15 protein-coding genes are annotated in these 13,759 nt (G+C 64.7%); 12 read left to right on the top strand and 3 right to left on the bottom strand.

Features of this window, described 5'->3' with window-relative positions; translation table 11 throughout:
- Positions 1-7: 7 nt before the first annotated feature.
- From KYG_RS24880 to gph, 3 genes are all read left to right on the top strand, one after another.
- Positions 8-340, top strand: a complete 333-nt coding sequence (locus KYG_RS24880) for a hypothetical protein (protein WP_237707296.1) — start codon at positions 8-10, stop codon at positions 338-340.
- Complete coding sequence (locus KYG_RS24525; RefSeq protein WP_255344436.1) at positions 337-1,380, top strand: DUF5666 domain-containing protein; 1,044 nt, start codon at positions 337-339, stop codon at positions 1,378-1,380. The genes KYG_RS24880 and KYG_RS24525 overlap by 4 nt, the downstream gene beginning before the upstream one ends.
- Positions 1,381-1,477: 97 nt before the next feature.
- The gene (gph, locus tag KYG_RS19060; RefSeq protein ID WP_008906562.1) at positions 1,478-2,170 is read left to right on the top strand and encodes a phosphoglycolate phosphatase; all 693 of its coding nucleotides are present in this window, start codon (positions 1,478-1,480) and stop codon (positions 2,168-2,170) included.
- Between the two features lie 194 nt (positions 2,171-2,364).
- Here the strand turns inward: gph and KYG_RS19055 are convergent, their stop codons facing one another.
- Together KYG_RS19055 and KYG_RS19050 are read right to left on the bottom strand one after the other, a co-directional pair.
- A complete protein-coding gene (locus KYG_RS19055) occupies positions 2,365-4,038 on the bottom strand; it encodes a methyl-accepting chemotaxis protein (protein WP_008906561.1) in 1,674 nt (557 codons plus the stop codon).
- 226 nt (positions 4,039-4,264) lie between these two features.
- Positions 4,265-4,855: a chalcone isomerase family protein gene (locus KYG_RS19050; protein WP_008906560.1), complete on the bottom strand. Its 591-nt coding sequence runs from the start codon at positions 4,853-4,855 to the stop codon at positions 4,265-4,267.
- A gap of 365 nt (positions 4,856-5,220) precedes the next feature.
- On the opposite strand from KYG_RS19050, the gene trpE reads away from it, so the two are divergent.
- The 8 genes from trpE (at position 5,221) to KYG_RS19010 (ending at position 11,555) form a co-directional block, all read left to right on the top strand.
- Positions 5,221-6,720 carry an anthranilate synthase component I gene (gene trpE, locus KYG_RS19045; protein ID WP_008906559.1) on the top strand — a complete coding sequence of 500 codons (1,500 nt, stop codon included), beginning with the start codon at positions 5,221-5,223 and terminating at the stop codon, positions 6,718-6,720.
- Entirely contained in the window at positions 6,717-7,052 is a 336-nt protein-coding gene (locus KYG_RS19040; protein WP_008906558.1) for a chorismate mutase, read from the top strand. Before trpE ends, KYG_RS19040 begins: the two co-directional genes overlap by 4 nt.
- The gene (locus KYG_RS19035) at positions 7,049-7,639 is read left to right on the top strand and encodes an aminodeoxychorismate/anthranilate synthase component II (RefSeq protein ID WP_008906557.1); all 591 of its coding nucleotides are present in this window, start codon (positions 7,049-7,051) and stop codon (positions 7,637-7,639) included. The genes KYG_RS19040 and KYG_RS19035 overlap by 4 nt, the downstream gene beginning before the upstream one ends.
- The gene (locus tag KYG_RS19030) at positions 7,636-8,307 is read left to right on the top strand and encodes a LysE family translocator (protein WP_008906556.1); all 672 of its coding nucleotides are present in this window, start codon (positions 7,636-7,638) and stop codon (positions 8,305-8,307) included. Before KYG_RS19035 ends, KYG_RS19030 begins: the two co-directional genes overlap by 4 nt.
- Positions 8,308-8,330: 23 nt before the next feature.
- Positions 8,331-9,362 carry an anthranilate phosphoribosyltransferase gene (trpD, locus tag KYG_RS19025; RefSeq protein WP_008906555.1) on the top strand — a complete coding sequence of 344 codons (1,032 nt, stop codon included), beginning with the start codon at positions 8,331-8,333 and terminating at the stop codon, positions 9,360-9,362.
- A gap of 70 nt (positions 9,363-9,432) precedes the next feature.
- Complete coding sequence (locus KYG_RS19020; RefSeq protein ID WP_034695407.1) at positions 9,433-9,918, top strand: hypothetical protein; 486 nt, start codon at positions 9,433-9,435, stop codon at positions 9,916-9,918.
- Positions 9,915-10,724 (top strand): indole-3-glycerol phosphate synthase TrpC, encoded by an 810-nt coding sequence (gene trpC, locus KYG_RS19015; RefSeq protein WP_008906553.1) that lies wholly within the window; start codon positions 9,915-9,917, stop codon positions 10,722-10,724. The genes KYG_RS19020 and trpC overlap by 4 nt, the downstream gene beginning before the upstream one ends.
- A 54-nt stretch (positions 10,725-10,778) precedes the next feature.
- Positions 10,779-11,555 carry a uracil-DNA glycosylase gene (locus tag KYG_RS19010; protein ID WP_008906552.1) on the top strand — a complete coding sequence of 259 codons (777 nt, stop codon included), beginning with the start codon at positions 10,779-10,781 and terminating at the stop codon, positions 11,553-11,555.
- A 68-nt stretch (positions 11,556-11,623) separates the two neighbouring features.
- Here the strand turns inward: KYG_RS19010 and KYG_RS19005 are convergent, their stop codons facing one another.
- A complete protein-coding gene (locus tag KYG_RS19005) occupies positions 11,624-12,571 on the bottom strand; it encodes a LysR family transcriptional regulator (RefSeq protein WP_008906551.1) in 948 nt (315 codons plus the stop codon).
- Positions 12,572-12,767: 196 nt separating this feature from the next.
- Here KYG_RS19005 and KYG_RS19000 point away from each other — a divergent pair, with 196 nt between their 5' ends.
- Entirely contained in the window at positions 12,768-13,754 is a 987-nt protein-coding gene (locus KYG_RS19000) for a tripartite tricarboxylate transporter substrate binding protein (RefSeq protein WP_034695406.1), read from the top strand.
- The last annotated feature ends 5 nt before the right edge of the window (positions 13,755-13,759 follow it).

The following is a 13,759-nucleotide window of genomic DNA, read 5'->3' as shown; positions in this document are numbered from 1 at the left end:
ACTGGAAGTGACACAGGCACAGGTACAGGCGCAGGCACCGATGGTGGCTCAGGAGCCGGAACTGGAACTGGAACTGGAACTGGAACTGGAACTGGAACTGGAACTGGAACTGGAACTGGAACTGGAACTGGAACTGGAACTGGAACTGGAACTGGAACTGGAACTGGAACTGGAACTGGAACTGGAACTGGAACTGATGGGGGCACAGGAACCGGCACCGGAGCAGGCACTGATGGAGATGCGGGAACCGGTGTTGGAGACGGCACTGCCAGTGGTCCCTCTGATTCGGGTGGTGTTGGCTCTGGCGGAACGGGAGTTTCTGCCGATGCAGCCGGGATAGGTTCGGTCGGTGGATGGGGTAGCGTCATCGTCAATGGCGTTCGTTTCAATACGGATGCCACTCAGACGGTGGCTGAGGATGTCGCAGGCCTTGAGTTGGGAATGACCGTCATGGTGCGTGGCAGCATGGACGCGACGCTGCAGTCCGGTGTGGCGACGCATGTGCTCTCGGTGCCCGAGCTGCGCGGCCCGGTGACTGCCGTGGATGCGACCGCAGGCTGGTTTGAAGTGGTGGGGGTGCGTGTATCCGTGGACGATGCAACCCTGTATGCCGGACTTTCGGGGCTGGATGCCCTCAAGCCGGCGCAGAACGTACAGGTGCATGCACTGCCTGAAGGTTCTGGACGCATGCGTGCAACCCGGGTTCAATGGGTTGCTGCTGCAGCAACCCAGCGCTTGTGGGGTGCGGTGCAAGGCTTGAACCGGTCGACCAAAAGCTTTCAGCTCAACGGCATGGCAGTGTCGTATGGGCAGGCAAACTTTGCCTCCGGTTGGTCGGCAGCGGCGCTGAGTGATGGCGTTCCCGTCTATGTTCAGGGTGTACCTGCAGCAGGAAGCGGTGCTTTTGTCGCCTCGGAAATACGGCGCGCGCATGCTCTACCCGACAGTACGAACTCACCGGTAGCGTTGCAGGGTATTGTGGAAAATTTCACCTCGCCACAGTTGTTCACGCTGCAAGGCGTGCGGGTAAATGCGGCCACTGCGCAGATTACTGGCGGGCCCGCCTCCTCCATCGGCAATGGCGTCAAGCTGGATGTGGTCGGGCGTATGGTGCAAGGGCAGTTGGTGGCCGAGCGGTTGCGCATCCGTCATGTTCCAGGTACCGGGGGCCCTGTGGTGTATGAGGCGACGGGTCCGGTGGCTCAGTACAGGTCTTTATCCAACTTCCGCGTCAATGGGCAACTGGCCGATGCCAGCGGCTCCAATGTGTCCTTTGTCAATGGAACATCGCTCGGCATGCGCAATGGGGTCCGCGTTCGTGTATCTGGCAGCAAGGTGCTCGAAGGCGTGCTCGTCGTCACTCAGGTGGAGTTCCTCTGACTCTGCCGCTCAGAGGGTCGAGGTGCGGCCCCGGTGATATCACTCTGGAGTCACCATCTGTCATGCGCAGGGCGTGTGATGCACTCTACACAGTCGAATGAACATTGCTCTTTGTGACGCCGCCATCATCGACCTCGATGGCACCATGGTGGACACGCTCGGTGACTTTGCCGAGGCACTGAACCGCATGCTGCGCGATCTGGAGTTGCCGCCTATTGCGGCGCAGCACATCGAGCGCATGGTGGGCAAGGGTTCCGAACACCTGCTGCGTTCAGTGCTCAATCACGTCCTGACGCAAGCAGGAAAAGCGCCAGAAGCTATGGAAATGGAAGCGCTTTATGTCCGTGCATGGCCCAGCTACCAGCGGCACTACCTGGCCATCAACGGACAGTTTGCGAGCGTCTACCCCGGTGTCGTGGAAGGGCTCCAGGCCCTGCGCGCTTCGGGACTGCGGCTGGCCTGCCTGACGAACAAGCCCACGGCCTTTGCTGTGCCGCTACTGCGCAGCAAGGGGCTGGATTCATTTTTTGACTGCGTTTTCGGCGGGGATGCCTTTGAGCGAAAAAAGCCCGATCCGCTGCCCCTGCGCAAGACCTGCGAGGCCTTGGGCACCGAGCCCGCGCGCACGCTGATGGTGGGCGATTCGAGCAACGACGCGCAGGCCGCACGCGCTGCCGGTTGCCCCGTGGTGCTGGTGACGTATGGCTACAACCACGGCCAGCCGGTCCGCGATGTGGATGCGGATGGCTGGGTTGAAGCGCTGCACGAACTCGTACCGGCAACGGCCTGAGGCTCCCAGCGGACAGGCGTCTTCATACGGTGCGGCATGGTGCGTCGCATCACCCGTGGCGTATGAATCGGGCGCAGTCCATCCCAGCGGCCCCCGCGCAAGGGCCGCCCCGCCGCGCTGGGGGCGTCCCCCTTCCCGCGCGCAGCGCGAGAGAAAGGGGGAAGGCGCGAAGCGCCACAGGGGGTTATTTGATTTCAGGCCGCGCTATTGCCGAGCTGCCGTGGTGCCGCGTTTGATGCCAGCGGTCGGGACTGGGGAGAGGGCACGGGCGCGCTGCTGCGTGCCGAGGCATCCTGCATGCGGGACCGGGCGGCAGCACTGCTGCCTGTGCCGGTGTGGAAAACCGCCATGGCTTCCACCAGTTGCGCAGCCTGTGCGCGCAGGCTGTCGGCAGCGGCGGCACTTTCTTCGACCAGCGCCGCGTTCTGCTGGGTGGCCTGATCCATCTGCGTGATGGCTTCGCCCACCTGGGCCACACCGGTGCTCTGCTCGCTGCTGGCGGCACTGATCTCGCCCATGATGTCGGTCACGCGCCGGATGGCGCCCACCACCTCGGTCATGGTGGCGCCGGCCTTGTCCACCAGGGCGGTGCCGCGTTCCACGCGTTCCACGCTGGTGCCGATCAGTCCCTTGATTTCCTTGGCGGCCTCGGCGCTGCGCCCGGCCAGGCTGCGCACTTCTCCGGCCACCACGGCAAAGCCTCGGCCCTGCTCACCGGCCCGGGCGGCTTCCACGGCGGCGTTCAGTGCCAGGATGTTGGTCTGGAAGGCAATGCCGTCAATGACGCTGATGATGTCGGCAATCTTCTTGCTGCTGTCGTTGATGCCCTTCATGGTCTCGACCACTTCGGCCACCACATTGCCGCCCTGCTGGGCCACGGTTGATGCGCTCATGGCCAGCTGGTTGGCCGTGCGCGCGTTGTCGGCGTTCTGGCGCACGGTGGAGCCCAGCTGCTCCATGGAGGCGGCCGTCTGCTGCAGCGCGGAAGCTTGCTGCTCTGTGCGGGCCGACAGGTCGTTGTTGCCCGTGGCGATCTCGACGCTGGCGGTGGCCACGCCCTCGGCGTTGTGGCGCACATTGCCCACGATGGTGGACAGCCGCGACTGCATGGTGGCCAGCGCCTGCAGCAGTTGCGCGGTCTCGTCGTTGCCACTGGCGTCAATCGGATGGGTCAGGTCACCGTCTGCAATGTTTTCTGCCGCCTGCTTGCCCCTTTGCACGGGTTGCACGATGGAGCGCGTCACGGTGAATGCCAGCAGGGCGCCCAGTGCCACGGCAATCAGCGTGCCCACGCCCAGCAGCACCTGGCTGGCCTTGGCCAGGGTGCTGGTGTCGGCCTGGCTGTCGGCCAGCTCGGTGCCCATGGCGGTGCGCAGGTTGTCCAGGGATTTCAGGTAAGCATCGGCCAGTGGGCGCAGGTCCTTGTCTACCAAGGCAGGGACGTTGGGCTCACCGCCCCGATGCAGTTCGCGGATTTCGGCAAGTTTCTCGGTGTAGGCCTTGCTGGCTGCGGCAATGGTGGCCAGCTGTGCGCGGTTCTTGTCGCCTTGCACCAGGGCGTCGATGCGCTTGACCTTGGCTTCGATGCCGCTGGCCGTGGCCTGCGTGTCGGCCGTGAGCTTGTCCATATAGTCCCGGTCAATCGCCTTGAGGAACGCTTCGGTGCGCACCCAGTTCAGGCGAATGTCGGAGGCCCAGTCTTCCACCAGCGTCTGCTGCTCGATCTCCTGGGTGGCGACCCTTTCGCTGGCCGCCTGCAGGCTGGCGATGCGCCACATGCCGGTCGCGGCGATCAGCGCGGTAATGAGCAGGATGGCGCCAAACGATGCGCCCAGGCGCATGCCGACGGAAAAGTTGCTGAGTTTCATGGTGGTGGCTGGCGCGAAAAGGGTCGGGGGCGGGAGCGCTGAGGGGGTTGCACCGGGAATGGCACGCGGGTGGCTGGACGCAATGGCCACTCGCGGGGGTGGTGCAAAGTGGCCTGCGGGGCGGCGGAAACCTTGGTGTGCAGATTACGCCCCCCGAAGTGCGTCGACTGTCGGAAGGGTGACAGCCTGCAGGTTGCGGGGGGCGGGTTTTTCCGTAGCGGCGTGCTCAGCCGGGGGTTTTGCCCAGCAATGCATCCTTGAGCTTCCAGTCTGCCGGAGCGTTGCCCAGCCAGATGCCCATCAACGCATTGAAGAATTCTGGCTCCTTGAAGGGCTCGCCCTGCGGTTTGCCTTTCACGGTGATCACCGTGCCAGTGCCCGGGATCCAGTCGATCATGAACTGGTCTCCTGCCTGCAATTTCTTGTGATCCGAGAAGATCTGGCTCATGCGCAACACGCCCGGGATCAGCTTGGAGAACGCGGCGCGGTCCATGTTGTCTTCCATCCCGCGAGAGAACAGCTTGCCCAGTTCGGTCGAGTCGATTTCGCGCAGCATCGTGATGCTCAGGCGCTTGGGCCCTTTGAGGGCTGCAACGTCCCGCGCAGTCTCTGTTTTCTTCTCCAGATAGAGCCCGGCGGTGTACACCCTGAACACGGCTTTGTAACGAACCCCTGCGCCGTTGAGCTGCAAGGTGCTGCCCCCGACACTGGTGGTTTCGTCGTACTTCACATCGGCCACAGTGATGGGCTGGGCCATGGCGGCGGCTGCGAGGGTGCAGGAAGCAGCCAGCAAGGCGCATCGGGACAGGAATTTCATGCGCGGCTCCTAAAAAAAGACCGGTCGTTCGTTTCAAATTGTTGCAGCGCTCGCGAATCTCCACAACAGGGTTTTCGATGGGTTGTGCGCCGCCCGTTTGAGCGACATCAAACCATGGTTGCAAGAAAGCTTTGCTACACTTTGCCCCATGTTCATTCACCACGTGTTCATCACAGGTTGCAGCGACCGGGGAGCCTGGCCCTGGCGCCAGCCTGCCGCATTGAACGCCTGATGGCACCTGGGCAACCGCCCCAGCGTGCACCCGTGGCCTCCACCCCGATGCGGTGAGGCCGATCAAATGGACCGCAGCGCCCCTTTTTTCCTGCACAGAGGGACACGCGCTGCGACTGCTGGGAGCCCTCCCCGTGATCACAGAACTTGAATTCAAAAGCCTGGCCAGCGAAGGCTACAACCGTATTCCGCTCATGGCCGAGGCCTTTGCGGACCTGGAAACCCCCCTCTCGCTCTACCTGAAGCTGGCGCACACCAAGGACGGCGGCAAGCACAGCTTTCTGCTCGAATCCGTGGTGGGCGGCGAGCGCTTCGGGCGCTACAGCTTCATTGGCCTGCCCGCACGCACCCTGCTGCGCGCCAGCGGTTTTGGCGCAGAGGCCAAGACCGAAGTGGTAACCGATGGCCGGGTGGTGGAGACTGCCGAGGGCAACCCGCTCGACTTCATTGATGCCTACCAGAAACGCTTCAAGGTGGCCCTGCGCCCCGGTCTGCCGCGCTTTTGCGGTGGCCTGGCGGGTTACTTCGGCTACGACGCAGTGCGCTACATCGAAAAGAAGCTGGAGACCACCTGCCCGCCCGACACCCTGGGCTGCCCCGACATCCTGCTGCTGCAGTGCGAGGAGCTGGCCGTCATCGACAACCTTTCGGGCAAGCTCTACCTCATTGTCTACGCCGACCCGGCCCAGCCCGAGGCGTATGCCAAGGCCAAGAAGCGCCTGCGCGAACTGAAAGAGCAGCTCAAGTATTCGGTGAGCGCCCCGGTGGTCAAGGCCACCGAAAGCCACCCCGCCCAGCGCGACTTTGCCAAGGCCGATTACCTCGCCGCCGTCAATCGCGCCAAGGAGCTGATCGCCGCGGGTGACTTCATGCAGGTGCAGGTGGGCCAGCGCATCCACAAGCGCTATACCGAGTCGCCCCTGTCGCTGTACCGCGCGCTGCGTTCGCTGAACCCGTCGCCGTACATGTACTTCTACGACTTTGGCGACTTCCACGTGGTGGGCGCCAGCCCCGAAATTCTGGTACGCCAGGAAAAGACCGAAGAAGGCACCAAGGTCACCATCCGCCCCCTGGCCGGCACCCGCCCGCGCGGCGCCACGCCCGAGAAGGACAAGGCCACCGAGGTCGAGCTCATCAACGACCCCAAGGAACGCGCCGAGCATGTGATGCTGATCGACCTGGCGCGCAACGACATCGGCCGCATTGCGAAAACCGGCACGGTGAAGGTGACCGAGGCCTTTGCGGTGGAGCGCTACAGCCACGTGATGCACATCGTGAGCAACGTGGAAGGCATCCTCAACGATGGCATGACCAGCATGGACGTGCTCAAGGCCACCTTCCCGGCCGGCACCCTGACCGGCGCGCCCAAGGTGCACGCCATGGAACTCATTGACCAGCTCGAGCCCACCAAGCGCGGCCTGTACGGCGGCGCCTGCGGGTATCTCAGCTACGCGGGCGACATGGATGTGGCCATCGCCATCCGCACCGGCATCATCAAGAACGGCACGCTCTATGTGCAGGCCGCTGCGGGCGTGGTGGCCGATTCGGTGCCCGAGCTGGAATGGAAGGAAACCGAGCACAAGGCCCGCGCGCTGCTGCGCGCCGCCGAACTGGTCGAGGAGGGACTGGAATGACCCGCGCCATTTCCCGAACCAAACACTGCGCCACGATGCAGGACGTGCGCCGCGAAGTGGATGCGCTGGACGACGTGCTGGTGCCCCTGCTGGTAGAGCGCGTGGGCTACATGACCCAGGCCGCGCGCATCAAGCAAGGCGTGGAACAGGTGCGCGATGAAGCGCGCATTGAGGCCATCGTGGCCCGCGTGCGCGAACGCGCCCAGGCCGAAGGTGGCGATGCCAACGTGATCGAAGCCATCTACCGCAGCCTCATGGAAGCCTGCATTGCCTATGAACACCGCGAGTTCGCCCGCCTGCGCGAGCCCGCCACTGCCGGGAGCGCCGCATGACAACCAAACTCTTGATGGTCGACAACTACGACAGCTTCACCTACAACATCGTTCAGTACTTTGGTGAACTGGGCGCCGAGGTCGAGGTGTTCCGCAACGACGAGATCACCGTGGCCGAGATCGAGGCGCGCCTGAACGCTGGTCAGCTCGACCGCCTGGTCATCTCGCCCGGCCCTTGCTCACCTGCGGAGGCCGGTATCTCCGTGGCAGCGATTGAGCACTTTGCGGGCAAGCTGCCCATCCTGGGCGTGTGCCTGGGCCACCAGGCCATTGGCGCAGCGTTCGGCGGCAACATCATCCGTGCGCAGGAGCTGATGCACGGCAAGACCAGCGTCATCACCACCACACAAAAGGGCGTGTTTGCGGGCCTGCCCGAGAAGTTCACGGTGAACCGTTACCACTCGCTGGCCATCGAGCGCGCCACCTGCCCCGACGTGCTCGAAGTGACCGCTTGGACCGACGACGGCGAAATCATGGGCGTGCGCCACAAGACGCTGCCCATCGAAGGCGTGCAGTTCCACCCCGAGAGCATCCTCACCGAACACGGCCACGCCATGCTCCAGAACTTTCTGGAGCAGCGCGCGTGAACTTCATCGATCTCCACCAGTTGGTGATCTTCATCGCCGCAGGCTGGCTGCTGAACCTCACGCCCGGCCCGGATGTGCTCTACATCGTCACCAACGCGCTGCGCTCCGGCACGCGCGCGGGCATCGTGGCGGGGCTGGGCATCACGGCCGGGTGCTTTGTGCACATCTTTGCCGCGGCCGTGGGTGTGGGCGCGTTGCTGGCCACCTCGGCCACGGCGTTCACTGTGCTCAAGTGGATCGGCGCGGCGTACCTGATGTGGATGGGCGTGCGCATGCTGCTGGCAAAGCCCAACGCTGAGAACGGCAACACGGCTGCTCTTGCGGCGGCGCGGGCCGCCCCTGTGCAACACACACCGCTCTCCAAGGTGTTCCTCGGTGGCTTCTGGACCAACGTGCTCAACCCCAAGGTCGCCATCTTCTTCCTGGCCTTTGTGCCGCAGTTCATTGCGCCGGGCGCGGACAACAAGGCGTTGGCCTTTGTGCTGCTGGGCGTGCTGTTCAACGTCAACGCCATCCCCGTCAACACGGGCTGGGCGCTGGCAGCGTCGTGGATGGCCCGCCGCGCCACGGCGCTGCAGCGCGGCATGCACTGGCTGGACCGCGCGGCGGGTGCCATGTTCATCGGCTTCGGACTCAAGCTGGCCTTTACCGATCCACCGGCGGCCTGACCGCCAACCCAGGAGACACCGTCATGTCCATCACCCCCCAGGAAGCGCTGCAGCGCACCATCGAGCACCGCGAAATCTTTCACGACGAAATGCTGCACCTGATGCGCATGATCATGAGCGGCGAGCTCTCGCCCGTCATGACCGCAGCCATCATCACCGGCCTGCGCGTGAAGAAGGAAACCATCGGCGAGATCACCGCCGCAGCCCAGGTCATGCGCGAGTTTTCCACCAAGGTCCACGTGCCGGACAGCAAGCACCTGGTGGACATCGTCGGCACGGGCGGCGACGGCGCCAACACCTTCAACATCTCCACCTGCTCGATGTTCGTGGCCGCCGCAGCGGGCGCCAAGGTCAGCAAACATGGCGGCCGGGGCGTATCCAGCAAAAGCGGCAGCGCCGACGTGATGGATGCCCTGGGCATCCACATCAACCTCAAGCCCGAGCAGATCGCCCAGTGCATCGCAGAAGTCGGCATCGGCTTCATGTTTGCGCCCAACCACCACCCGGCCATGAAGAACGTGGCGCCGGTGCGCAAGGAGCTGGGCGTGCGCACCATCTTCAACATCCTGGGCCCGCTGACCAACCCGGCCGGGGCACCCAACATCCTGATGGGCGTGTTCCACCCCGACCTCGTCGGCATCCAGGTGCGCGCGCTGCAGCGCCTGGGCGCCGAGCATGCCTTGGTGGTCTACGGCCGCGACGGCATGGACGAAGTGAGCCTGGGTGCCGCCACCCTGGTGGGCGAGCTGAAGAACGGCCAGATCACCGAGTACGAAATCCACCCCGAGGACTTCGGCCTGCCGATGGCCAGCAACCGTGCGCTCAAGGTCGAAACGCCCGAGCAGTCGCGCGAGATGCTGATCGGCGTGCTCAAGGGTGAGCCCGGCGCCGCGCAGGACATCGTTTGCCTGAACGCCGGCGTGGCGCTGTATGCGGCCAATGTGGCCGATTCGGTGCCCGCAGGGCTCGAGAAGGCGCGTGCCGCCATCGCCTCCGGTGCGGCGCTGGACAAGCTGGAGCAGATGGTTACACGCTCGCATGTGCTGGCGGTGTGATGTCAAGTCAGTCCGTTTTGCCTCCGTCAGTTTGTTTATCCCGTCTGAGGTCAATCGTCAAAGGCAGGCCATGAGTTTTCACCCCTTTTCGGCTCGACACACTAGGGAGGCGCTTAGGATCGGCAGCGTTACTGCACACGATGAGATGCGCTACTGGCTTGTCTCGTCAGTGATTTGGCTCTTTTATTACTACCATGCAGCCTGGGCTGGTCTGCAGCTGGGCTGGTTTTTACTGTACGACGTATTGGCTGCGCTAGCCGTGCTCTGGATCGGTTTGCATGAGGTATTCAAAGCCAATGGAGGAGCATCGGGGCGTGATCTACTTCTTCGACTGATCCCATTGAGCGTGCCACTCGGAATGGTGGTCTTGCTGGCGTCGCAGGCACTCTATTGGGCCTCGTGGTATCTATTCCCATTGGTCATCAACCATCAGTCGTTTCGTGATCCCGTGTTTGCCTGGCAGGTGGTCCAATTTTTTATCTTTAACGGGATTCAAATTTGGTTCTGGTGGCGTCTTCACTTCCACATCTCCAAACTCTCCAATAAATCGCCATGAGTGACATCCTGAATAAGATCGTGGCCGTCAAGCACGAAGAAGTGGCCGCCGCCAAAAAGCGCCTGTCCTTTGAAGCCATGCGCGCCGACGCCGAGAGCCGTGTGCTCACGCGCGACTTTGAAGGCGCGCTGCGCGCCAAGATCGCCAAGGGCCAGGCGGCGGTGATTGCCGAGATCAAGAAGGCCAGCCCCTCCAAGGGCGTGCTGCGCGCCGACTTCGAGCCCGCTGACATTGCGCAGAGCTATATGGAAGGCGATGGGAAGGTGAGCGCGGCCTGCCTGTCGGTGCTGACCGACCGCCAGTTCTTTGAGGGCCAGCCCGACTACCTGAAGCAGGCCCGCGCGAGCACCCTGCTGCCGGTGCTGCGCAAGGATTTCATGGTCGACGCGTATCAAATTTATGAGTCGCGCGCCATGGGTGCCGATGCCATCCTGCTGATTGCCGCCTGCCTGGACGATGCCCAGATGGCCGAGTTTGAAGCCATTGCCCGCAGCCTGGACATGGCGGTGCTGGTGGAGGTGCACGATCGGCCCGAGCTGGAGCGCGCCCTCAAGCTCAAGACCCCGCTGGTCGGCATCAACAACCGCAACCTGCGCACGTTCGAGGTCACGCTGGACACCACGCTCGGCATGTTGAAAGACGTGCCGCAGGATCGCTTGCTGGTCACCGAGTCCGGCATCTTGAAGCCCGCCGATGTGAAGACCATGCGCGACGCCGGCGTGCATGCCTTCCTGGTGGGCGAAGCCTTCATGCGCGCCGACGATCCCGGCCAGGCACTGGCCAAGCTCTTCGGTGAGACAGGTTGAACACTCCTGTTTTGATAGCTGTTTGCGCTTGATGGGTAAGCGCTGGAGCCTGTTTTGACCATAAATTCAGATTGGCAGACTGCCACCCAGCTCCAGAGTGCCAACCCGGCCGACTGGCCGGTGGCGACGGGCTGGCAAGCGTTGGTGGATGCGTTCTTTGCCGGGGACCGGGGGCAGGCGCTGCTCGCGTTCCTGCAGGCGCGGCTGCACGCGGGGGCTGTGATCTTCCCGCCGCAGCCCCTGCGCGCGCTGAGTCTCACACCGCCCGACGCGGTGCGCGTGGTCATCCTGGGGCAGGACCCATACCACGGCCGCGGGCAGGCCGAGGGGCTGGCGTTCTCGGTGGCGCCCGGCGTGCAGCTGCCTCCCTCGCTGCGCAACATTTTCAAGGAAATGCAGCGCGACCTGGGTACGCCGTTTCCGCCCTTTCCCGAGCCCGGCGGCAGCCTGGTGACATGGGCCCAAAACGGCGTGCTGCTGCTCAACACCGGCCTCACGGTGGAAGAGGGCCAGCCCGCCAGCCACGCGGGCAAGGGCTGGGAGCAGCTCACCGACGCCGTCATCCGCCATGTGGCCGAGGGCCCGCGCCCGGTGGTGTTCATGCTGTGGGGGGCGCACGCGCAGGGCAAGCGTGCGCTGATCCCGCAGGACAAGGGGCACCTCGTGCTCATGTCCAACCACCCCTCGCCGCTGTCGGCGCTGCGCCCGCCGGTGCCTTTCATTGGCAACGGGCACTTTGGCAAGGCGCGGGATTTTCGCCAACAGCAGGAGGGGGGCTCAGTGCCGCATGGGGTCGGCATCTTTGAACTGAACCACCCCCGTTCGGGCTGAGCTAGTCGAAGCCTTTCGCGGCGCTTCGACAAGCGAGCGTGAACGGTTTGACGTGGATTGATCCCGACTCAATGGGGCCCGACGCTGCCTGGCAGCCGCTCCCTGAGCAGCTCCAGAAACGCCTGCACGGCCACCGGCAGGCTGCGCCCGGCCAGCGTCTGCACCTCCACATCGCGAAAATCCATGCCCTGGTCGCTGATGGGCAGGGCCACGATGGCGCCCTCTGCAACCAGGTGGCGCACGGCGATCTCGCTGGCCACCGACACGCCGCCGCCGTGCAGCACAAAGTGGATGACCGTCTTCGCATGGTTGCTGATCAGCACCGGCGCCAGCTGCAGCCCCAGGCGGCTGCACACGATGTCGATCATCTGGCGCACAGTGGTCTCTGCCGGTGGCAGCGCCAGCGGGTAGCGCGTCAGCTCGGCGATGGTGACGCTGCCTTGGGTTGCGAGCGGGTGGCCGGGCAGCACCAGCGCCAGCACGGGGGCGCTCTGGCGGTAGGCCACCGCGATGTCCTTGTGCGGCGCGCGGCTGAAGCACAGGCCAATGTCGGCCGCGCCGCTGCGCACGGCGTCGGGCACCTGGGCCGTGGGCAGCGCGATGACGCTGAACTCGATGCCCGCGTGCGTGCGCTGAAACTCCACGCACAGGCGTGGCACCAGCTCGTTGGCAAAGGCATCAGACGTGGCCAGGCGCACCTGCCCGGCGCGCAGGCCCTGCAGCGCGCCGATCTCGCCCAGGGCGCGCTCGGCGTCGAGCACTGTGCGGCGGGCGTGCACGGCCAGAATCTCCCCCGCCGCCGTCAGCACCATGCCGCGCGGGTGGCGCTCGAACAGCGGCGTGCCCAGCTGGGCCTCCAGCCCGGCGATCTGGCGGCTCAGCGCAGACGCGGCCACGTGCAGGCGGGCGGATGCCTCGGTGAGCGATCCGCTCTGCGCCACTTCCAGAAAATAGCGCAGGGTGGTGTCTTGCAGCAGGTGCGCGCGTGGCGGTGGGGGCGTGGGTGGGTTTGTCATGGCGGTCCTGGCGCCGCCGAGTATCCGCCGGTTTGCCGCAATGGCAAAGCTGCTTGCTGATTTGCTGGTGGTAAAGCAAGGCAGAGCTTCCTAAGATGGGCCCGTTCCGCAGCGCGCGGGCGGTGCCTGCAAACTGGGGTCAGGGCCTGCGCTTCCTTTTTTCCGACGGTCGTCGTCCTGTTCTGGAGTGCTTTGTATGCGTCTTGTTTCCTGGAGTCTTGGCGTGCTGGGCCTGGCCGGCCTGCTGGCATCTGTTTCCACCGCGCATGCACAGGCTGCGGCGTGGCCTGACCGGCCCGTGCGCGTGATCGTGCCGTTTCCGGCCAGTGGCGCCACCGACCTGGTGGCCCGCGTGGTCACCCAGCGTGTGGCCACTGACCTGGGCCAGCAGATGGTGGTGGACAACAAGCCCGGCGCGGGCGGCACCATCGGCACGGCCGAAGCCGCCAAGGCAGCGCCTGACGGCTACACCCTGCTGCTGACTACCAGCAGCACGCACGCGATTTCGCCCCACCTCATGCCCAAGCTGGCGTACGACCCGCGCAAGGACTTTGTGCCGGTGGCCCATGTGGCCGACGCGCCCAGCGTGGTGCTGGTCACCAACTCGTTGCCCGTCAAGACCGTGGCCGAGCTGATCGCCTACGGCAAGGCCAACCCCGGCAAGCTCAACTACGCCACCAGCGGCAACGGCACCATCGTGCACCTGAACACGGCGGCCTTCAGCGCCCAGGCGGGTGTGGAGATGACGCACATCCCCTACAAGGGCACGGCCCTGGCCATCCCCGACCTGATCGCCGGGCAGACCCATGTGCTGTTTGATTCGCTGCCCACCGGCATGCCCCACGCCAAGGCGGGCCGCCTGCGCGCCATCGCTGTCACCAGCGAAAAGCGCAGCGCCCTCGCGCCCGAGCTGCCCACGCTGGCCGAATCCGGCCTGCCCGGCTATTCGTCGGTGACCTGGTTTGGTGTGTACCTGCCTGCAGGCGCGCCGGCGGCGCTGGTCGACAAGGTGCACAAGGCCTTTGCCAAGGCCGTGCAGGCGCCCGAGGTGGCCGAGAGCCTGGCCAAGCTGGGTGTGGAACCCGCAGCGCCCAGCACCCCGGCACAGTTTGGCGCCATGGTGCAGTCCGACAGCAACCGCTGGGCGGCTGTGATTCGGCAACACAAAATAGTGGTGGAGTGACATCC

This window comes from Acidovorax sp. NO-1 (assembly GCF_000238595.1).
Lineage (GTDB): Bacteria > Pseudomonadota > Gammaproteobacteria > Burkholderiales > Burkholderiaceae_C > Acidovorax.
Note: the sequence above shows the minus strand (reverse complement) of the source record. Positions and strands in the feature narration are given on the sequence as shown.